Consider the following 20,900-nt stretch of genomic DNA (forward strand, 5'->3'; position numbering starts at 1 on the left):
CATGTTTGTGTACTCTGTATACCCTGTGGTGAATCTTATTCGTTTCTGATTCGGGCTTCTTATTTTAGAAATGCCATTACGTTCTTCTCGATACGTTCAGCGATGTTGCTGGTATCTTCTTTAACGAATTTCTCACCAGTGATGTTTTCGAATAATTCAATATAACGCTCGCTGATACTTTCTACGATGGCAGGAGTCATTTCAGGAACTTTCTGTCCTTCTTTACCCTGGAATCCGTTTTCCATTAACCACTCACGCACAAATTCTTTGGAGAGTTGCTTTTGGGCTTCACCTTTTTCGAAACGTTCCTGGTAACCGTCGGCATAGAAGTAACGGCTTGAGTCCGGAGTGTGGATTTCGTCCATCAGGTAGATGGTACCGTTGTGTTTACCAAATTCATATTTGGTGTCTACCAAAATCAAACCGCGTTCTGCTGCAATTTCAGTTCCGCGTTTGAACAGGGCCAATGTATATTTTTCAAGTGTAGCATATTCTTCCGGAGTAGCCAATCTCTGGGCCAGAATCTCTTCTTTGGAGATGTCTTCATCATGCAGTCCCATTTCTGCTTTTGTGGTTGGAGTCACGATGGGTTCGGGGAACTTCTGGTTTTCTTTCATACCTTCAGGAAGTTTTACGCCACAGATTTCGCGTACACCGCTTTTGTAGGCACGCCATGCGCTTCCGCAAAGATAACCGCGCACGATCATTTCTACCGGGAAACCTTCACAAAGCACTCCTACTGTAACCATTGGATCCGGGGTTGCGACTTTCCAGTTCGGACAGATGTCTGTTGTGGCATCCAGAAATTTAGCTGCAATCTGATTCAGCATTTGTCCTTTATAAGGGATGCCTTCGGGTAATACTACATCAAAGGCCGAGATACGGTCGGTAGCTACCATTACGAGTTGTTCGCCATTGATGTTGTACACATCACGTACTTTTCCGTGGTACACGCTTTTCTGTCCCGGAAAGTTGAAATCTGTTTTTGTTAATGCTTTCATACTTCTATATAATTATGAATTACAAATTACCAACGTTTTGCCGTTCTTTGCTTATGGTGAGCCGCTCGCCGTTTAACTTTTCCCGTTCGATTTTCTTTTCTTTGTCGAACTTTTCGTAAGCGTCTACAATCCGTTCTACCAGCTTATGGCGCACTATGTCTTTTTTATTCAGTTCAACAAAACTGATTCCTTTGACTCCTTTTAGAATGCGCAATGCCTGCACCAACCCCGATGTTTGTGAAGCCGGAAGGTCTATCTGGGTCATATCTCCGGTGATGATCATCTTGGTATTCATTCCCATACGGGTGAGGAACATTTTAATTTGCTGCGTGGTAGTATTCTGTGCCTCGTCCAGGATTACGACTGCATCATTTAGCGTACGTCCGCGCATAAAGGCTAATGGAGCAATCTGGATGATGTTCAGTTCCATGTATTCCTTTAGTTTGGCAGCTGGAATCATGTCCTGCAAAGCATCATAAAGGGGTTGCAGATACGGGTCTATTTTATCTTTCATATCTCCGGGCAGAAAACCTAACTTTTCACCGGCTTCTACCGCAGGGCGGCTGAGGATAATCTTCTTTATTTCTTTGTTTTTCAGTGCACGAACCGCTAAGGCTATGGCCGTATAGGTCTTGCCCGAACCTGCAGGCCCGATGGCAAATACCATATCGTTCTTGGCAAATCCTTCTACCAGCTTCAATTGATTTTCGCTGCGTGGAATAATGGGTTTTCCCGTGACACTGAATACAATCACATTGCCTGCTTTTTCGGCTTGCGGCGCATTCCCTTTTATAATGTCGATAATGACTTCTTCTTTCAGTGAATTGTATTCGGCGCAATATTTTTCAAGCTTGGTGATGTTTTCTTCAAAAGCGCACATTTCTTCCTCGTCGCCCAGTACTTTAATGACATTGCCTCGGGCAACAATGCGCAGCTTTGGATACAAAGCTTTTATTAATTGTATGTTAGCGTTGTTTACGCCATAAAAGATAACTGGATCGATATCCTCAAGAACTATCAGCTTTTCTATCATTGAATCAATTTAAAGGTTCACGCATACGCTGTGAAATGGACTGCAAATTTAATGAATCGTTCTCATACTTTGCCGATTCTTGCCGAATTAATTTGCGATGCTCTTTCCTGAGAAAGACAATTCCAGTATATTTGTGCCCTCGGAACTTATAAAAAGGCTAATTATGGATTTATCCAACTACAGGTATCTATTTACTATTTCTGTATTTTTATGTTTTATCCCAGCTTTTCTGGCAGGTTGCAAAAAGAAAGATATGTCTCTTAAACTTAACGAACCGCGTAACATCAGGGGAGTGGTAAGTTATAAACGCTCATTCGGGGATTTGAATGATGTGCAGCTAAAAGCGGCCCATACTTGGGGAATTACTCCGTTAGCCTCGCGTGAAGAAGCGGAAAATATGGATGGAAAACTGGTTCACATTACTGATAATGAATTTTATGCAGTGGATTCACTTACTCATTCCATTCCTTATTTAGTACCGCGTGCCAGTGCATTACTCGATACGATTGGAGCGAATTTTTTAGATTCATTGACTGCCAAAGGACTCAATCCGAATAAGATCATTGTTACATCTGTGCTTCGGACAGAGAATGATGTAAAACGTTTACGTCGCCGGAATGGCAATGCGTCAAAAAACTCATGTCATTTCTACGGAACAACATTCGATGTAAGCTGGAAGCGGTTTAAGAAAGTAGAAGATGAGGAGGGACGTCCTCTTCAGGATGTAAGTGCCGATACCTTAAAGTTAGTGTTGGCTGAAGTGTTGCGTGATGTTCGCAAGGCTGATAAATGTTATATAAAGTATGAACTGAAACAAGGATGTTTTCATATAACAACGAGATAAACGGTAAACTATAAACGATGAACAAAGACTCGCAGAATTAGCGCAGCCTGTTCATCGTTTATAGTCCATTGTTGTTTACTGTTTTTTATCTTCTTTTTCCTCCTTCTTGTCTTTTTCTTCCGGGTGAATAATGTTTTTAACAGTTTCTCCGATAGGCAGTTTGTCCAATACTCCTAAACTTGGCGCGACAGTTTTTACCAATGTGTTCAAGAAATTGCTTGTGCCTCCATTACCTCCGTCGAATACAGTGATATTGCCTAAGTTCATATGTTCGAAGGCTTTTACCTGTTCGCCTGCTATTTCTTTCCACTGATCTACCATCTTGTATTGAATAGCAATAGCCGGGTTTGATTCGGCAGCTTTCACCATGGCTTCGAAACCTTCTGCTTCTGCCAGTAACGAGCGTTTTTTACCTTCTGCTTCTGCTTCGAGTTTCAGTTGAATCGCTTTTGCCTCTGCCTCTGCCTGTGCCAGTGTTGCTTTGGCACGGGCTTCTGCTTCACGGGTGATTTTTTCGGCTACGGCTTCTGCTTGCAGAATAGCTTCTTGGCGGGCAACTTCTGCCGGTACTATTTTTTCTGCTTTCAGAGATGATTCTACTTTTCGTGCTTTTGCCTCTTCCACTTCTTTTTGAGCGATTTCTTTAGCTGTCTGTACGGCTGCTTCCGATTTGGCCGCAGCTTCACCGGCTTGTTTGTCGGCATTAGCTTGGGTTACGGCCAGTTCGGAGTTAGACAACGCGATTTCTTTTTGTGCTTCGTTTCGTCCGATGGCAGCTTTCTTTTGTGCTTCAGCTTGTTTGATCTCCATGTCGGAGTTCAACTCTGCAATGCGGCTTTCCTTTTCGGTATTGGCCTGCTCTATCCGGATATTCTTTTCTGCTTCTGCTTTAGCCACTTGCGATTCTTTTTCCGCATTGGCGATAGCTACTTGGGAGATACGGTCTTTATCGGCATTGGCTACGGAGATTTCTTGCAGCTTTTTGGTTTCCGCAATGGCGATATCTTGGTCTTTACGAGTTTCGGCCACTTTGGTTTCACGTTCTTTAATCTGGTTGGCAATCTTGATAGCACCCAGTTTTTCCTGTTCTTCAATATTGGCTTGTGCCTCGTTTTGAGCTTTACTTTCCGCTTCTTTTCCTAAATTGACGATATAATTGGCAGCATCGCGAATATCGCTGATGTTAATATTCATCAGGTACAAACCGAATTTGCGGAGTTCTGTATCAATGTTATCTTTTACTTTAGAGAGGAATTTATCACGGTCGGAGTTCAACTCCTCAATTGTCATGTCGGCAATAACCAGACGCATCTGTCCGTAAACCACATCTGTTATCAGATTTTGCTTATCGTCCATGGTCAGCCCCAGCATACGTTCGGCAGCATTTTGCATGACTTCGGGATCCGTACTGATAGCTACTGTAATGGTAGTCGGTACATCCACACGAATATTTTGGGCGGAAAGTGCTCCTGTCAGTTTACAGTCTATCTGCATCGGTTTCATCGACAGGAACTCGTATCCCTGTACGATAGGCCATACGAAAGCGGCACCACCGTGATATAGTTTTGCAGACTTTTTATCTCCGCCTGTTTTACCATATACTACTAATACTTCGTCACTTTTACATTTCCGGTAGCGTGAAAGGATACCGATAAATGTAATTAAGATTACCGCCACGAGTATGGCAGCCATAATCATCATTTCCTGGGTCATAGTTCTCTTTTTTGAGTTTTTAATTATTGGATATATAAAGTTCCGTCCTTGTAGGAGGTGATCGTTGCTTTATCTCCGGTTTGATAGGGTTTACCTGATTCCGTGATAACATCAATTTCTCTCATGGCCCCATCCCGGCTGACTTGTACGGTATACTTTTTTTCGTTCTGTTTGAAGTAAATGGTACATTCTCTTCCTACTAATTGTTCTGTTTTCTCCGAGTGATTGGTCTGTTGCAGCTGGTAGGCTTTCTTATATAAAAACCAGACGGCAAATACAAATATCAGTCCGATGACAAATCCAGTCAGGTAAGTCTGTATTTCGGTGTTGTGCTGCAGATACATATACCAGCCGAATCCGATACCGAAGTGGGTCAATCCTTTAAAGGAAACTACACTGCTGATATCAGTGTCGATGTCCGTATCTGCGTCGAAATCACCAAAAAAAACGGATAGGATGAATTGTACTGCAAAAATGCCTGTCGTGACAATAGCAATGGTTAGGAAAATATTACTACTCATGGCAATAGGTGTTTAATGGATCATTTTATAGATATAGTCCCCAAATATACATCTTTGGTTTTTATATGCAAAGGTAAACTAACAAAAAAATGGAAGAATCGGAAAATGAATGTATATTTGTACCCTAATTATTAAACAGAAATTGAAAAAACTATGAAGACAATCCTACTCTTTACTCTGAGTCTGCTGCTCTCTTTATCCGTGTCGGATGTTTGTGCACAAGGACGTGTTTACGACATTTCCCAGTTTGGCTTGAAAGCCAATAGTAAGAAAAACGCATCACCTGTTGTGCGTAAGGCCATAGCTAAGATTAAAGCTGAATGCCGTAATGGTGAAGAAGTGGTACTTCGTTTTCCTGCCGGACGCTACAATTTCCATGAAAACGGTTCGGATGTACGCGAATATTATATATCCAATCACGATCAGGACAATCCCAAAAAGGTGGGCATTGCCTTGGAAGATATGAAGAACCTGACTATTGACGGACAAGGTTCCGAGTTTGTATTTTATGGAAGGATGATTCCGGTTTCTTTGCTCCGTTCGGAGAATTGCGTACTGAAGAACTTCAGTATTGATTTTGAACAGCCTCATATTGCTCAGGTGCAAGTGATAGAGAATGATCCGGAAAAAGGAATCACTTTTGAACCTGCATCGTGGGTGGATTATCGTATAAGTAAGGATTCTGTATTTGAAGGACTGGGTGAAGGCTGGACAATGCGATACTCTTGGGGAATTGCTTTCGATGGTAAAACAAAACATGTCGTATACAACACCAGTGATATCGGTTGTCCTACCAAAGGAGCTTTCGAAGTGGCTCCCCGCCGTATCTGTTCTCCGAAATGGAAAGATGCGCGTCTGGTGCCTGGCACGGTAGTGGCCATGCGTGGATGGGGACGTCCTACTCCCGGTATTTTCATGTCACATGACATTAATACTTCTTTGCTTAATGTTAAAGTGCATTATGCCGAAGGCATGGGACTTTTGGCACAGCTTTGCGAAGATATTACACTCGATGGTTTCGGGGTTTGTCTGAAAGGCGATAATGATCCTCGTTATTTCACAACGCAGGCAGATGCCACTCACTTCTCCGGATGTAAGGGAAAGATTATTTCGAAGAATGGCTTGTACGAAGGAATGATGGATGACGCCATTAATGTACACGGAACTTATCTGAAAGTAATCAAGCGGGTAGATGATCATACGTTGATAGGACGCTATATGCACGATCAGTCCTGGGGTTTCGAATGGGGACGTCCGGGGGATGATGTTCAGTTTGTACGTTCTGAAACGATGGAGCTGATTGGCAATCAAAACCAGATTACTGCAATTCGTCCTTATGATAAAAATGAAATATCGGGAGCCCGTGAGTTCAGTATTACTTTTAAAGATCCTATTGATCCGACTATCAATGAAAAAAGTGGTTTTGGGATTGAAAACCTGACATGGACTCCTGAAGTGCTGTTTGCCGGCAATACGATTCGCAATAACCGTGCTCGCGGTACACTGTTCAGCACTCCTAAAAAAACAGTGGTAGAAGACAATCTGTTTGATCATACCTCCGGTACGGCTATTTTATTGTGTGGCGATTGCAATGGCTGGTTTGAGACAGGTGCTTGTCGTGATGTTACCATTCGCCGCAATCGTTTTATCAATGCGCTTACCAACATGTTCCAGTTTACCAATGCAATTATTTCTATTTATCCTGAAATACCTAATTTGAAAGATCAACAGAAGTATTTTCATGGTGGTAAAGACGGAGGTATTGTGATTGAGGACAATGAATTCGATACATTTGATGCACCGATTCTTTATGCAAAGTCAGTAGACGGGTTGATATTCCGCAACAATGTGATTAAAACCAATACAGAATTTAAGCCTTTCCACTGGAATAAAAACCGTTTCTTGCTTGAACGGGTGACAAACGTGAAGATTTCAGAGTGAAGTCGAGACTCTGTAAAATACTTATAAACGTATGAAGAGAATTTTATTATCCCTTTTAATCTGTTTCCCTATATTCCTTTGGGCACAGGAAGACAATAGTAAATATTTGGCTGGTGCAGTGCCGGTTGTTAATGGAAAGGTCATCTTTACAGAACATATTCAGGCTCCCGGGTTATCAAAACAACAAGTTTATGATGTCTTGTTGAAGTGGGCCGAGAAACGTTTTGCACCTTCAAAAGGACAAAAGGGCAGAGTTGCCTATTTTGATAAGGAAAGAGGGCAGATTGCATGTCTGGGTGAAGAATATCTTCAACTATCTGCAACCAACAGTTTCTTTTTGGATCGTGCTACCATCAAATATCGATTGGTGATGAACTGTCTGGATGGATCTTGCAAGATGGAGATGTACAACATTTCTTATTTTCATGGTGACAATAAAGAAATGGAGGCCGAAGACTGGATAACAGATGAGGCGGGACTGAATAAAGCCAAAACAAAAGTGGTTGCCAAGTATGGAAAACTCCGTATCAAAACAATCGATCTGTTTGATGACCTGACAGAAAAGGCAGCGAAGGCGTTGGGAGGAACGGAGGCGCTGGTTCCCCTCATAGCCAAAGAACCGAAAGTTGTTCCGGGAGAGTTTAGCCGGGAAATTCCGGGGGTTGCTGCGGACGGTTCCATGGCAGGCTACAGACGCATCTCTGCGGATAAGATCCCGGGCAATATCATTAAGATGCTTTCTGAGGACTGGATGCTGATTACAGCCGGTACGGAAGAAAAATATAACATGATGACGGCAAGTTGGGGCGGATTGGGATATCTTTATAATAAACCGGTTTCGTTTTGTTTCATTTATCCTACGCGTTATACTTATCAGTTGATGGAAAAGAATGACACATATACTATCAGCTTTTATACGGAAGCTTATCGGGATGCTCTGAAATATTGTGGAAGCCATAGTGGAGGTGATACTGATAAGGTGAAAGGCGCCGGACTGACTCCTCTCACTACTCCTTCGGGCAGTAAAGCTTTCTCGGAAGCATGGATGATTATAGAATGCAAAAAAATGCTCTCCCAGCCGATTGCTTCCGGTGCTTTTGATAGTCCGGAATTGAAAGGAGAATGGAAGGATAAACCTTTGCACAAGATGTATATCGGTGAGATAATCAATGTGTGGATCAAGTAAAGCAATTAATTATTGATAAGTATCAATCCCTACTTTTCAATTAAAGCAGTATCTTTGCACGCAAAAACCAAGTGAACGGAATGAGCGTGCAAAGATATTTTATTTATTTGGCCTATGATGGCACCCATTATCATGGATGGCAGATTCAGCCTAACGGTATCAGTATACAGGAATGCCTGATGAAGGCACTTGCCACTTTTTTACGGAGAGATACGGAAGTGATTGGGGCGGGACGGACAGATGCCGGGGTACATGCTTCGCTGATGGTTGCCCACTTCGATTACGAAGGAGAGATGCTGGATACGGATAAGGTAGCCGAGAAGTTGAATCGTCTTTTACCTCAGGATATTTCAGTCTATAAAGTTTGCCGGGTAAGGCCGGACGCACATGCGCGGTTTGATGCGACAGCCCGTACTTATAAATATTATATCACTACCGTAAAGTATCCTTTTAATCGCCAGTATCGTTACCGGATACACAATCCGCTCGACTTTCAGAAGATGAATGAGGCCGCTCTGACCTTGTTTCATTATACGGATTTTACCAGTTTCAGTAAATTGCATACGGATGTAAAGACCAACATCTGCAAGATTATGCATGCCGAATGGACACAGGAGGATGAATATACCTGGGTGTTTACCATTCAGGCGGACCGTTTCCTGCGCAACATGGTGCGTGCCATCGTCGGTACTTTATTGGAAGTAGGCAGAGGTAAGTTGTCGGTAGATGGCTTCCGTAGAATAATCGAGCAACAAGACCGTTGTAAAGCCGGAACCTCTGCTCCCGGCAATGCGCTTTTCCTGGTGAATGTAGAATATCCTCAAGATATATTTGAATGAGTTCTTTTTAAATAAACTCTGTTATGTGGTTACTCCTTGCTTTTCTTTCAGCGACCTTGCTGGGCTTCTATGATGTGTTTAAAAAGAAGTCGTTAAAGGACAATGCGGTTCTGCCTGTCTTGTTTCTCAATACGCTCTTTTCCAGTCTTATATTCCTGCCTTTCATCTTGTTGTCGGCATTTGTCCCCGGAGTGCTGGAGGGTACTATGTTCGATGTTCCCGTCGTCGGGTGGGAAGTACACAAATTTATCATTATCAAGTCTTTTATCGTACTTTCTTCGTGGATACTTGGCTATTTCGGGATGAAACATTTGCCTATTACGATTGTAGGTCCCATTAATGCAACCCGCCCTGTAATGGTGCTTGTGGGAGCCATGCTGGTTTTTGGCGAGCGTCTGAATCTCTATCAGTGGATCGGTGTGTTGCTGGCCGTAGTTTCTTTCTTTATGCTAAGCCGTTCGGGGAAGAAAGAAGGGATTGACTTTAAACATAACAAGTGGATTCTTTTTATTGTGTTGGCAGCCGTAGCAGGTGCGGTAAGCGGATTGTATGATAAGTATCTGATGAAGCAGTTGCCTCCGATGGTGGTACAGTCGTGGTATAATGTCTATCAGGTGTTCATCATGTGTCCTATCCTTGCCTTGCTCTGGTGGCCCAAACGTAAGTCGTCCACGCCCTTCCGCTGGGACTGGGCCATCATCTTTATTTCCATTTTCCTCTGCGCTGCGGACTTTGTTTACTTCTATGCATTGAGTTACGAAGATTCGATGATTTCGATTGTCTCGATGGTTCGGAGAGGAAGCGTCATCGTATCTTTCCTTTTCGGTGCTATGATGTTCCGTGAAAAGAATTTAAAAAGCAAGGCGATTGACCTTATTCTGGTGTTAATCGGAATGATATTCCTATATTTGGGAACTAAATAAGAACGTAAAGAAACAAGATTATCAGATATGAAAAATTCTACTCTTACCCTCCTGATATTTATTCTGGGTATTTTTTCTTCCTTTGCTGTCAAAGCGCAGGAGGCCAAAACGGTGTTCGTGAATATACCTGACTCACTGTGTCCGTTGCTGACATCGGTGAACCGTGCAGATTGTATCGATTTCATCGAAAGTAAGATGAAGGCCCAGGTGACCAACCGTTTCGGGGGTAAGTCGGAAATGACGGAATTAAGTCCCGATTATATATCTCTTAAAATGTCTGATGCGAGCAGTTGGCAGATGAAACTGTTACCGCTGAACGATAGTGTAAAAGTAGTCTGTGCTGTTTCTACAGTTTGTGCTCCGGCATGTGACAGTCATATCCGCTTCTATACCACCGATTGGAAAGAACTTCCTGCCGATGGGTTTCTGCCTTCAGAGCCTCATATAGATAATTTCTTTACTTCTTCCGACTCTACTGATTACGATTTTATCGATGCCCGTCTGCAAGCCGATATGACTTTGATGAAGGCGGAGCTTTCTAAAGAGGATGAGACGTTGACTTTTACTTTGACTACTCCGGAGTATATGGAAAAAGAAACGGCGGAAAAACTGAAACCGTTTCTCCGCCGTTCAATTGTTTACACCTGGAAAGGTGGGAAGTTTATCCCAGACACTCTTTGATGTATGCCTCCATTTCGGGAGTATGTTCTTCTACGCTTTGCAATAGCTTGAATTGTGCTTTTGTACGAACCAGGTTATGTTCGGGATACTTAATCTTGTAGTAAGTGTCTCCGTTGATGTAGTCTGCCAAGAAGCGTACACATTGCATATAAGGGAAGAGAGCTGCTGCATAAGGCAGATTCTCAATCTCGATCGGAGTGAGGAATGAACCGGCTCCTTCCAGATATCCCTTGGTGAATGCTTTGAATATCTCCATGTTGAAGTTGACATTATCCAGGTTCTTATCGTCTTCGTCTCCGGTATTGGCTCCTGTACGCAGGAAATCACCGTAGTCAGAGAAGATAAAGCTTGGCATTACTGTATCGAGGTCGATTACACAAAGCACTTTGCCATCTTCGTCGAACATCATGTTGTTCACTTTCGTATCGCAGTGGCATACGCGTTTCGGCAGTTTGCCTTCACGATACAGGCGTTCGGCCTTGCACATTTCGTCTGCACGCTTCTCTATTTCGTCCAGATAATACTGTACTTCGGCTACTCGTCCGGCTGCATTGGCTGCTACAGCTTCACGAAGTTGCTTCAGGCGGAATTCCATGTTATGGAAATCGGGGATAGTCTCACCCAGTGTTGTCGGGATGTCAGCCAGCATTGCCTGGAAGTTACCGAAAGCAGCTCCGGCATAATATGAATATTCCGGGTTTACTGTTTCATAAGTTTTGGCACGGGGGATGAATACCATCACACGCCAGTAGCTGTCACCGTCAAACCAGTATGTTTTGCCTTCTTCTGTCGGGAGGAAAGTCAGTACCTTGCGGTCAATATCTGTTTCTCCGGCTTCCGTCAGTTTTTTGCGGATGTGTCCGGTTACAGCAGCGATGTTGTCCTGAAGCATTTCCACATTCTGGAAAATGGCGTGGTTGATACGTTGCAACACATAGTCGGGAGCATCTGTTTCGGTAGTGTTTACCTTATAAGTGTCGTTAATCAGTCCGGCGCCGAGTGGTTTGATTTCGCTTACAGTGCCTTGTACTTTGAATTTAGATACGATGTTCAGTAAATCTTTCATGGTTTCTATTTTTAAGTTAGTTTATCTTGGTACGATTGTAAATCCCCATTTGTATTCCTGGTTTGCCGGAATGTTGTAGCCCGGTTCGGGACGTGCACCCCAGCTGTTATATCCGGCCACACCCTGCTGCTTCATATCCACACATACCTCAACGAAGTTTCTCGGTGAGATATCGTTGATATGTGTCTTTCTCGGCAACTGATCTTTGGCTTTGCTTTCATCGTGAACCAGTTCACCGGCATCACGGTTCAGCCATTGATACGGACGTGATACGGTTTCTTCTCCGTCAAAATCCTCTACCGAATTGCGCAGTGCATTGAAGCCGATTGTTTTGTCTGCATAGATCGTCAGTCCCTTACCGCCTTTTTTATTCAGGGTCAGCCAACGGGTGTCGGTATGATGGCCGTTTTCCTGCGGACGTACGTATGGGAAGTACATATTGTCGGCGGTTGTTTTATAGAGGTCGATCAGGGTACCGGCATTACGGTCCACATAGTTTTCCTCCGGTCCGCGTCCGAAGTATTCTACCTGGTTCATTTCTGCAGGCAGACGGAAGCGTACACCGATACGGGGTACTTCCAGTTTAGAAGCAGCCTTGCGCGCCGCATCGCTTCCCGGAGTGAAAGTAGCCATCAGTGTTGCCTCGGAGGCTTCGGTTTTGGCAGCTTCCATATCGGTAGAAGTGAAAGTGAAATCAGCCTTTACTACACCCGAAGGATGGATGCGGTATGTAACAATGTAAAGGTTACCGGCAGCCAGCAGATAGTTGGCGGTCAATACGGCATCTTTGCCGTCCATTACTATGTTGGCGTCTACTACATTGAAGTTTTTGCTCGATTGTTTCCACACTTGCAGACGTTTGGGGTTACCGTTGCCATAGTCGTTATCGTTCGGTGCACGCCAGAAGTTAGGCTGAAGTCCGAAACCATCTTTAAAGTATTCGGTTCCGCCTACTTTATATGAAGAAACCAAGCCGGTTTTCTTATCAAATACGAAGCTTACCTTTGAAGAGGAAGCACTCAGTTCGTTGCCTTCTGCCGATACTTTCAGAGTTGGACCACCGGTAGCGAAAGTACGTTCACTCGGTTCAACCGGCAGGCGGAACTGTTCGTATGCAATTTCGTGTCCAACCGGAATTAACGGCTCCGGTTCAGTCGTAGTTACGTTGAAGTATATGAAGTATTCGGTTCCCGGTTTCGATTTCAGTCCGCTTACCGGAATAGTAATTTCTTTACTTCCCTGTGGCTCTACATTGACTGACATTTTACCACCTTTCACCGTTTTTCCGTTTGCTTTAATGGTATACGAGATCATATACTTCTGCAGGTTTGTGAAGTAGAAACGATTCTTAACCAGGAATTTTCCATTGGCCGGATCCACCGGTTCGAAAGCTACGTTCTGATGAACATACTTCACTTCAGCCATTGCCGGATGCGGTGTACGGTCCGGACTAACGATACCATTGCAGCAGAAGTTACCGTCGTTCGGCGTATTTACACCATAGTCACCACCGTATGTCCAGAAGTGACGTCCGTTCTCGTCTACTGCGTCAATGCCCTGGTCCACCCAATCCCAGATGTATCCACCCTGCAAGTTCGGATATTTATAGATTGCTTTCCATTGATCCCAGAGGTTACCGTTCGAGTTACCCATTGCGTGTGAATATTCGGAAGGGGCTATCGGACGGTCGCTGCCGCGTTTACCCATAGCTTCGAGCCACTGTGCTCCCGGATATTGCGGAACGTACATATCGGAGTTCCATTCCCACTGGGCACGTTCGTAGTTTACCGGACGGTCCATGATGTTCTTATCTGCATTCTTCAACCAAAGGTAGGTCTGATAGAAGTTGTAACCGTTACCGGCTTCATTACCCAGTGACCAGAAAGTCAGACTCGGATAGTTCTTGTTACGTTCGAACATGTTGATCGTGCGGTCCATATGTGCTTTCAGCCATTCGGGGTTGTTTCCTAACGTACCGCCTTTTTTCAGGTCGTAGTACATACCGTGGCTTTCGATGTTTGCTTCATCATATACATAAAGTCCGTATTCGTCGCATAACTCATAGAAGCGGCGGTCCTGCGGATAATGGCATAGGCGGACCGTATTCAGGTTATGTTGTTTCATCAATTCGAAATCTTTGCGCATCAGCTCTTCGGTCATATAGTGACCGGTAGCCGGATTGTGTTCGTGGATGTTTACTCCCTTCAGTTTCAGCGGCTGGCCATTGATAAAGAGGCATACATAAGGCTTTCCGTTACCCGCCAGTTGCTCGATCGGTTTGATTTCGATACGGCGGAAACCCACGTTAAACGGAATGATTTCGTTCACTTTACCGTTTTCTTTCACGGTCATCACCAGTTTGTAAAGATTAGGAGCTTCCGAAGTCCAGGTTTTGACTCCCGGGAGTGTCTGGTCGAAAGATACTGTGCGGGTTTCTCCGGCAGCTACATCAGCAGTTTTTTCTCCGGTGGCTACTACGTTACCTTTGGCATCGAGCAATTCGTATACCAGAGCCATGTTGCTGGCAGCCGAACCGTTATTTCTCAGGTCTGCACCCAGTTTGAAGATACCGTCTTTGTATGTATCGTCCAGGGTCGATGTCACGCGGAAGTCTTTCAACGCGGCTTTAGGTTGTGAATAGAGGAAAACATCACGTTCGATGCCGCTGATACGCCAGAAGTCCTGGCATTCCAGATAAGACCCGGTACTCCAACGGTAAATCTTTAAAGTAAGTACATTTTTGCCGGGTTTCACGAATTTGTTGATCAGGAACTCCGCAGAGTTTTTGGAATCTTCGCTATAACCCACTTTCTGCCCGTTGATGTACACGTATACACCCGATTTGGCACCGGCCAGGTGAAGATAAATATCACGTCCGTCCCAATCGGTGGGGATATCGATGTCGCGACGGTACACACCTACCGGATTGGCCTCCGGTAGAGTCGGAGGTTGTGGGTTACGGGGCTGGAATTCATAACCGTGATTGGTATAGATAGCCACGCCATGGCCCTGTACTTCCCAGTTGCCCGGTACTTTTATATCTGTCCAGTCGGCTGTGCTCATCGAAGGGTCGGTGATGTTAGCCGGCAGATTCTTGTATGAATCTACAAAGTAGAACTTCCAGGTTCCGTTCAGAAGTTGATAATATTTGCTTTTTTCGAACTTTCCGGTCAAGGCGTTTGCACGGTTTTCGTAGGTCATAAATGAAGAACGGGGGTATTCTTTATTTACGGCTACTACCTGTACGTCTTGCCAGTAAGGCTTCTTCGGTTCATTGCCGGCCGAAGCAAAAGCGGAGGCCATCAGGAGGCCACCCAGCATAAGGCTATTTAAGGTATGAGATAGTCTTAATTTCATGTTTCGAGGGTATTAGAATGATAATTTATTTAACTTTTATATGATCAAAGCCTTCTCCGTATACACCGATCACTGCGCTTTGCGAAACAAAAGCAGTCGGATCACAGTCTTTTATCAACCGGAAGATAATGGTTGATTCCCGTTTCTTGGCCAGGACGAACATCATCTTCTGCTCTTTGCCGGTATAGAACCCGGTTGCATTGATGACGGTTACTCCCCGGTGTGGATATTCGTTGATGCGTTTGCCTATTTCTTCGTACTTGTTGGAGATAATGAAGAATTGTACGGATTGTCGTGCACTGTTCACCACCTGGTCCAGCACAAAGCTGCAAACATAAAGAGTCACATATCCGTAAACTACCTTTTCCCAGTCTTTCAATACGAAGTAGCTGGAGGAGATGATGATCAGGTCACAGATCAGCATGACTCTTCCCAGAGTGATGTCGCGGTATTTGTTGATAACAGCCGCAATGATATCTGTTCCTCCGGTACTTCCGTTGGCCGAGAAAGCAATACCGATGCCACTTCCGCAAAAAGAGGCACCCAATACACAAGCCATGAACGGCTGGTCGTGTAGTAAGGTTACGTTCGCCGTTAATTTTTGGATGATAGACAGGAAGAAGGTTAAAGTGAATACACCGAATATGGTTTTGAGACTGAATCGAAATCCCAGCACTTTGAGGGATACCATCAGCAATACAGCATTGATGGCGAAGTAAGTGTATTGAACCGGAAATCCGGTAGCGAAATAAACAATAGAGGCAATGCCCGGTACTCCACCGGTGGTGATGTCGTTAGGAAGCAGGAAGAGAGTCCAACCGATGCCGTAAAGGATCATTCCCAAGGCAATCATTAAGTAGTCTTTCGTTTCTCTGATTACTCCCTGTTTAGAGGGCTTTGATATTTTCATCTTCATGGATGGGTTGTGTAGTCTTATAATCGGACACGGATTTCATGAACCGGCCGGCATTGCGTAGCGAACTACTTGCCGGAGGACTCGTGAAACCCGTGTCAAAAAGAGGTTTTATTATTTTGCGAAAGCGTGTCTGTAACCTTTCACCTTGTTCCATGCTCCACGAGTGAAGTCAGGGATAGCTACCGGTGCAGAGCTGTTTTCGATAGAAAGCTTGGTCAGGTCGGCCATGCAGCACCATTCTGCAAGGTCATAAACGTCCATATCCAAAGGAAGACCGTTGCGCAGACAGTAAACCAGACGGTAATCCATGATGTAGTCCATACCACCGTGTCCACCTACTTTTTTAGCTGTTTCTTCCAGTTCTTTGTGGATCGGGTGTTTGTATTTATCCATCAGGGCTTTTTTAACGTCAGCGGGTACAGAGCCGTGTGCGTTCAGCTTTTCGTGGTTAGGTACGTCGTTTGAAGCGATCTGAGTCGGACGCATGCAGTATTCTTCGATAGGATATTTGCTTGCATAACCGTCGGCACCTACTACCTGATACATACGGCTGTAAGGACGCGGAGTCATTACGTTGTGCTGAATCAGGATCGTTTTACCTTTTTCCGTACGGATCAGTGTAGAAGTCTGGTCACCGTTCTGGAAATCTTTTACTTCTTTGCCGGTTGTTTTTTTGATGTATGCCGGACCGTTGACAGCCTTTGTATCCATAGATACGAGGTAGTTCATTTTGTCACCACGGTGAATGTCGAGCAGCTGGCAAGCCGGGCCCATACCGTGAGTGGCATATACATCGCCACGATGATTCTGATTGTAATCCATACGCCAGTTGTTCCAGTAGTATGGCCAGAAGTCTTCGAGGTTGTGGATGTAAGCACCTTCTGTGTGAAGCACTTCACCGAATACGCCTTGCTGAGCCATGTTCAGTGTAGTCAGTTCGAAGAAGTCATATACACAGTTTTCAAGCTGCATACAGTGTTTACGAGTTTTTTCAGAGGTATTGATCAGCGCCCAGATTTCGTCCATGGTCATTGCCGAAGGAACTTCGATGGCAACGTGCTTGCCGTGTTCCATGGCGTAGATAGCCATCTGTGCGTGATGTTTCCAGTCAGTCGCGATGTAAACGAGGTCGATATCGTTACGTTCGCAAAGTTTTTTCCAGGCATCTTCGCTACCGGAGTAAGAAGCTGCTTCAGGCAGGCTTGCCTTGGTCAGGATTTTCTGTGCACCGGCTACGCGTTCGGGGATAAGGTCGCAAAGGGCTACGATCTGTGTTCCGGGGATGTGAGTGAAGCGTTCTACTGCACCCGGTCCACGCATACCCAAGCCAATGAATCCGACACGTACCACGTCGAGTTTAGGAGCAGTCAGTCCGACTACGTCTTTTTGTCCGGCGGGACGTACAGGCACTGGAGTCTCGATAGGCTTGATGGTTTGTGCTACTGCACCCGAAGTGCAAGCAAACAATGCAAGTCCGATAAACAGGGCATTTAGATGTTTAAACATGTTTGATAAGATTTGATTAGTTAATAAAATTGTTGTTAATAATAGTGTTTCATTTCTCGTGCAAAGATAAGAATACTTTTCACAACTCTTATCTTTTATACGATTAAAACGTTCTCTGTTACATCTTTAATTCATAGATATTCCGGTTGTTATTATAACAGGATAAATCCTGTCAGCCTGCAGAGACGGTCACTTCCGTTGTTGAATGGAAGATGCCATCTCTGCAGCAGGCTGGTTTTGCTTTCTGCAAAATCCTGGTAATGTCATCTTTTACAAGTTGTTTGAACCCGGTAGTGCAATGTTTTTCCGGGGTATATAATGCAGCGTGTAGTGTGTTGTGGGTTGCAACTCTTTTATTCATTCTTCTGTTTCTTTGTTATGAGATTCTTTTCTTTCGTTTGGTTGCTCGAGCAATGATTTACTTTTTGATATACGCTATAAATACACATCATTGGGGAGTGACCCTCTGTGTTATAGCTTAATTTTATAATATTTTAATAAATGATAAACCTTAAAGCCGCTTTTTACTTTTGAAAGCAGAATGTTCTGAATAGTATGATTCTGATAGTATATCCTGTTTTTTGTTGACTTGCAATCGGTGTGAAATAGTTGAACCGGAGAGCAGAACTGCATATAAAATGAATATGAACCGCAAAAGTATGCGTAGATGGCGTGAATTCTTCTATATATATGCATTGAGGCTTTTAAACTAAGGCTCCGTTTCTAATAAAGGAAGGCGGCGTTGGTTTAAAACCAAGGCTCCGTTTCATTAAAACCGAGGCGGCATTGGGGAGGAAGAGAGCAATCGTTATCCTGATTCGGCTTTCCTTTTATTTTTTAGCCCGGTGCAGGCTACCGTCGTTAGAGTGTCAGAATGTTCCTGTTCGGGGGCATAGCAAGAAATAATGTAATGTTTGGACCGGAAGGGATAGTGCCCTGATCCGAAATCAGCCGAAAGGGTGATAACCTGAAAAAATGTAATCGCCGGAGAGGGTGATATTATTCATCGGAAAGAAGACTACCCGGATATAGCGCAGGCTACACCGGGTAGAAAATACAAAATGATAATAAATATACATTGCTGCCTTCTTGTCAGAATGTATCAGGGCTTCAACTCAATCCATTCGCCTGCCTGAGTATCTATGTTGAGAATATCCGGACCGGACAATGTATAGTTTTTATCCGGTTTCAGTGTGCCGGGGCGGGCTATTTTCAACATGCCGCCTTTCTCCGAATAGATGCGTACACGGGTGATTTCTCCGCCTTCCATCTGTGCAGAGACAAGGAATGCACCCATCGCACGCAGTCCTTCGAACGATACATCTTTCCACTCTTCGGGCAGTGCGGGGAAGATGCGTATCGTGCCCGTATGGCTTTGCAACAGCATCTCCTGGATGCCCGATGCGAAAGCAAAGTTACCCTCGAGCGTGAAGGGGCGGTAAGTGAAACGGGATTTGCCGCTTTTGGTCTGGTCACCGTTGGCGTGGAAGGTGTTTTTCAGGCAGAAACATTCAGCAAAGGTTCTCAGGGCCTGTGCCGCACCTTTGCCGTCGAATGCCCGGGCTTTCATGTTGGCAAGCCAACTGTACGAATAGCCTGTCCAGTAGTCCGGCCCCACTTCGTCGAGCCGCTTCAGGGTGGCCCGTATGATGTGTTGTGACTTTTCTCCGTCGCTCCAGTCTATCAGTCCCATCGGGTGAATGGCCATGGCATGGGAGAAGTGGCGGTGCGATTCATTGTAAGGATATCCTTTGGCAAAGGTGAGGCAACCTTCTTCATCCACATCGTAGTCCGGCAATTGGGCTTCTAAAGCTGCCCAGTGGGATGACTCGTCTGCCAGATTCAGTTCGTGAGCCAGTTCGGCGGCTGCTTTAAAGAGGAAGTGCATCATTGCCAGGTCGTAGTTGGTCATGTCGCTGAACCATGCTTGCAGGGAGTTGTCGAATACTTCGGGACTTGAACTGAATTCCAGTTTGCGTACTCCTTCGGGGGTGACTTCGGAGACTTGTTCCAGGTAGATTGCCACATCTTTAAGGAAGGGGTAAGCACGTTCTTTGAGGAAGGTGCGGTCTGCCGAATATTTCCAGTGCAGATAGAAGTGCTGTGCCAGCCAGGCAGCCACTGTCTGCGACATGGAGTACTGTATCCATCCCCCCATCGGTTCTCCTGTCAGGGTGCAGACGCCCGGTATGTTCATACCTTCGGTTCCGAAATACTGGCGGGTGTAGCGCTTGTATGTATCCCGCTGGTTCCATAAGGTGTTCAGGTATCCCATGCCTTCCGTCAGGTGATTGCCCGTATAGGCGGGCCAATAGCTCAGCTGTGTGTTGAGGTCGTGGTGATAGTCCCCTTTCCAGGGAGGGAGTTTTCCGTTGTCGGCTGTCCATACGGCTTGCAGGGAGATGGGATAGGAGTGTTCGCGGGTGGTAGAGGCGAATTTATACATCTCGTTCTGGTATTGTTTTTGTAAAATGGAGTCGGGCAGAGTAACGGATGATTGTGCCCAGTACTTGTCCCAATATTCCAGATGTGCCTGATAATCCTGTTTTAATCCACGTTGCAGGGCTGCTTCTGCTTTTTCGGCTGCTTTTTCGCCGGATAGGGAAGAGGTGACGCTCCAAGTACCGTACAGGGTTTCTCCTTCCTGTTTCCAACACACAACTACGTCATACCAGAAGTCTCCGTAGCCTTTCTGGTGATAGGTGATCCGGTTGCCTTCGCGGACTGTCTCTCCTTGCTGGTAGCCCAGCCGGTGGAGATCCTGTCCCGAAACCGGATCGAGGCTGCCGTCCGGTTTCGTTTTATTGTATACGGGGGTAAGGATAGACGGCTCTATCGGAGTTCTCAGGTTACGGAATACAAACCATCCGACCGGTTCGGTGGCATGAACAAAAGTCTGCATCTGTGTGCCGTCTGCCCAGTTCGCTTCGCACAGAGCATTATTCAGATAAAGTCGTACTTGGGTGGGAGCGCCTATCTTTTCCAATGGAAACTCGATTGCGGCTCCGGGGATTTTGGATGGGGCAGGGTTCATGTCATAAGGCCAGTCCAGCTTTTTCTGTACGGGCAGGTAGTCTTTTGTGCGGATGTGCTCTTTTACCCAGGAGAAGCGGAAGTTATCTCCCGACAGGCTGTCTACTGGGCGCAAGTCCCATAGATCGGTCCGGTCCAGTGACAGACGCAGGGAGGAGTCGCGTTGCCATACCAGTGCGCCGACGGTGGCGTTGCCCAGAGGCATCGCTTCGTCCCACGATCGGGCAAGTCCGGTGAATACAAGGTCACTCTCCGAAGGAGTGACCGGGCAGTAGTCGTACGAGCTGCAACTGCCCCACAGACCACAACAGAGTAGCAATAGTAGTTTGATTTTCATAAT

15 protein-coding genes are annotated in these 20,900 nt (G+C 45.2%); 6 read left to right on the plus strand and 9 right to left on the minus strand.

The genetic code is table 11. The annotated features are described in order from the left end of the window. Positions 1-59: 59 nt before the first annotated feature. Both ISX59_RS12910 and ISX59_RS12915 read right to left on the minus strand, forming a co-directional pair. A complete protein-coding gene (locus ISX59_RS12910; protein WP_005818517.1) occupies positions 60-1,001 on the minus strand; it encodes a phosphoribosylaminoimidazolesuccinocarboxamide synthase in 942 nt (313 codons plus the stop codon). 19 nt (positions 1,002-1,020) lie between these two features. Further along, entirely contained in the window at positions 1,021-2,034 is a 1,014-nt protein-coding gene (locus ISX59_RS12915) for a PhoH family protein (RefSeq protein ID WP_005810185.1), read from the minus strand. Between the two features lie 163 nt (positions 2,035-2,197). Here ISX59_RS12915 and ISX59_RS12920 point away from each other — a divergent pair, with 163 nt between their 5' ends. Continuing rightward, positions 2,198-2,878 (plus strand): DUF5715 family protein, encoded by a 681-nt coding sequence (locus ISX59_RS12920; protein ID WP_220575959.1) that lies wholly within the window; start codon positions 2,198-2,200, stop codon positions 2,876-2,878. A gap of 75 nt (positions 2,879-2,953) precedes the next feature. On the opposite strand, the gene ISX59_RS12925 is transcribed toward ISX59_RS12920, so the two are convergent. Then, a complete protein-coding gene (locus tag ISX59_RS12925) occupies positions 2,954-4,591 on the minus strand; it encodes a flotillin family protein (protein ID WP_005810181.1) in 1,638 nt (545 codons plus the stop codon). Between the two features lie 23 nt (positions 4,592-4,614). Continuing rightward, positions 4,615-5,112 (minus strand): hypothetical protein, encoded by a 498-nt coding sequence (locus ISX59_RS12930; RefSeq protein WP_005810180.1) that lies wholly within the window; start codon positions 5,110-5,112, stop codon positions 4,615-4,617. Positions 5,113-5,265: 153 nt separating this feature from the next. On the opposite strand from ISX59_RS12930, the gene glaB reads away from it, so the two are divergent. From glaB to ISX59_RS12955, 5 genes are all read left to right on the plus strand, one after another. Continuing rightward, entirely contained in the window at positions 5,266-7,053 is a 1,788-nt protein-coding gene (gene glaB / locus ISX59_RS12935; protein WP_220575960.1) for an alpha-1,3-galactosidase, read from the plus strand. A gap of 31 nt (positions 7,054-7,084) precedes the next feature. Continuing rightward, positions 7,085-8,239 carry a DUF4468 domain-containing protein gene (locus ISX59_RS12940; RefSeq protein ID WP_220575961.1) on the plus strand — a complete coding sequence of 385 codons (1,155 nt, stop codon included), beginning with the start codon at positions 7,085-7,087 and terminating at the stop codon, positions 8,237-8,239. A gap of 80 nt (positions 8,240-8,319) precedes the next feature. Next, positions 8,320-9,078, plus strand: coding sequence for a tRNA pseudouridine(38-40) synthase TruA (gene truA, locus ISX59_RS12945; protein ID WP_005810175.1), 759 nt, complete (start codon positions 8,320-8,322; stop codon positions 9,076-9,078). A 23-nt stretch (positions 9,079-9,101) separates the two neighbouring features. Further along, positions 9,102-10,001, plus strand: a complete 900-nt coding sequence (locus ISX59_RS12950; protein ID WP_005775654.1) for a DMT family transporter — start codon at positions 9,102-9,104, stop codon at positions 9,999-10,001. A 27-nt stretch (positions 10,002-10,028) separates the two neighbouring features. Then, positions 10,029-10,682 (plus strand): DUF3256 family protein, encoded by a 654-nt coding sequence (locus ISX59_RS12955; RefSeq protein ID WP_044300025.1) that lies wholly within the window; start codon positions 10,029-10,031, stop codon positions 10,680-10,682. On the opposite strand, the gene ISX59_RS12960 is transcribed toward ISX59_RS12955, so the two are convergent. The 5 genes from ISX59_RS12960 to ISX59_RS12980 form a co-directional block, all read right to left on the minus strand. Beyond that, on the minus strand, positions 10,663-11,748 hold the full coding sequence (locus ISX59_RS12960) for a phosphotransferase enzyme family protein (protein ID WP_005775657.1): 1,086 nt from the start codon (positions 11,746-11,748) through the stop codon (positions 10,663-10,665). The genes ISX59_RS12955 and ISX59_RS12960 overlap by 20 nt on opposite strands. 21 nt (positions 11,749-11,769) lie before the next feature. Then, on the minus strand, positions 11,770-15,105 hold the full coding sequence (locus ISX59_RS12965; protein ID WP_220575962.1) for a glycoside hydrolase family 2 TIM barrel-domain containing protein: 3,336 nt from the start codon (positions 15,103-15,105) through the stop codon (positions 11,770-11,772). 25 nt (positions 15,106-15,130) lie between these two features. Beyond that, positions 15,131-16,021, minus strand: coding sequence for a YitT family protein (locus tag ISX59_RS12970; RefSeq protein ID WP_032531179.1), 891 nt, complete (start codon positions 16,019-16,021; stop codon positions 15,131-15,133). A gap of 111 nt (positions 16,022-16,132) precedes the next feature. Beyond that, positions 16,133-17,527 carry a Gfo/Idh/MocA family protein gene (locus tag ISX59_RS12975; RefSeq protein ID WP_005775661.1) on the minus strand — a complete coding sequence of 465 codons (1,395 nt, stop codon included), beginning with the start codon at positions 17,525-17,527 and terminating at the stop codon, positions 16,133-16,135. 1,102 nt (positions 17,528-18,629) lie between these two features. Beyond that, positions 18,630-20,897: a glycoside hydrolase family 95-like protein gene (locus tag ISX59_RS12980; protein ID WP_220575963.1), complete on the minus strand. Its 2,268-nt coding sequence runs from the start codon at positions 20,895-20,897 to the stop codon at positions 18,630-18,632. Between the last annotated feature and the right edge of the window lie 3 nt (positions 20,898-20,900).

Origin of the sequence: Bacteroides sp. FSHCM14E1 (genome assembly GCF_019633785.1) — a bacterium.
GTDB classification, from domain to species: Bacteria; Bacteroidota; Bacteroidia; order Bacteroidales; family Bacteroidaceae; genus Bacteroides; species Bacteroides hominis.

Excerpts from the sequence above, each read along its gene's own strand:
- ISX59_RS12910 (WP_005818517.1), bottom strand. The coding sequence starts at position 1,001 with ATGAAAGCATTAACAAAAACAGATTTCAACTTTCCGGGACAGAAAAGC.
- ISX59_RS12915 (WP_005810185.1), bottom strand. The coding sequence starts at position 2,034 with ATGATAGAAAAGCTGATAGTTCTTGAGGATATCGATCCAGTTATCTTT.
- ISX59_RS12920 (WP_220575959.1), top strand. The coding sequence starts at position 2,198 with ATGGATTTATCCAACTACAGGTATCTATTTACTATTTCTGTATTTTTA.
- ISX59_RS12925 (WP_005810181.1), bottom strand. The coding sequence starts at position 4,591 with ATGACCCAGGAAATGATGATTATGGCTGCCATACTCGTGGCGGTAATC.
- ISX59_RS12930 (WP_005810180.1), bottom strand. The coding sequence starts at position 5,112 with ATGAGTAGTAATATTTTCCTAACCATTGCTATTGTCACGACAGGCATT.
- glaB (WP_220575960.1), top strand. The coding sequence starts at position 5,266 with ATGAAGACAATCCTACTCTTTACTCTGAGTCTGCTGCTCTCTTTATCC.
- ISX59_RS12940 (WP_220575961.1), top strand. The coding sequence starts at position 7,085 with ATGAAGAGAATTTTATTATCCCTTTTAATCTGTTTCCCTATATTCCTT.
- truA (WP_005810175.1), top strand. The coding sequence starts at position 8,320 with ATGAGCGTGCAAAGATATTTTATTTATTTGGCCTATGATGGCACCCAT.
- ISX59_RS12950 (WP_005775654.1), top strand. The coding sequence starts at position 9,102 with ATGTGGTTACTCCTTGCTTTTCTTTCAGCGACCTTGCTGGGCTTCTAT.
- ISX59_RS12955 (WP_044300025.1), top strand. The coding sequence starts at position 10,029 with ATGAAAAATTCTACTCTTACCCTCCTGATATTTATTCTGGGTATTTTT.
- ISX59_RS12960 (WP_005775657.1), bottom strand. The coding sequence starts at position 11,748 with ATGAAAGATTTACTGAACATCGTATCTAAATTCAAAGTACAAGGCACT.
- ISX59_RS12965 (WP_220575962.1), bottom strand. The coding sequence starts at position 15,105 with ATGAAATTAAGACTATCTCATACCTTAAATAGCCTTATGCTGGGTGGC.
- ISX59_RS12970 (WP_032531179.1), bottom strand. The coding sequence starts at position 16,021 with ATGAAGATGAAAATATCAAAGCCCTCTAAACAGGGAGTAATCAGAGAA.
- ISX59_RS12975 (WP_005775661.1), bottom strand. The coding sequence starts at position 17,527 with ATGTTTAAACATCTAAATGCCCTGTTTATCGGACTTGCATTGTTTGCT.
- ISX59_RS12980 (WP_220575963.1), bottom strand. The coding sequence starts at position 20,897 with ATGAAAATCAAACTACTATTGCTACTCTGTTGTGGTCTGTGGGGCAGT.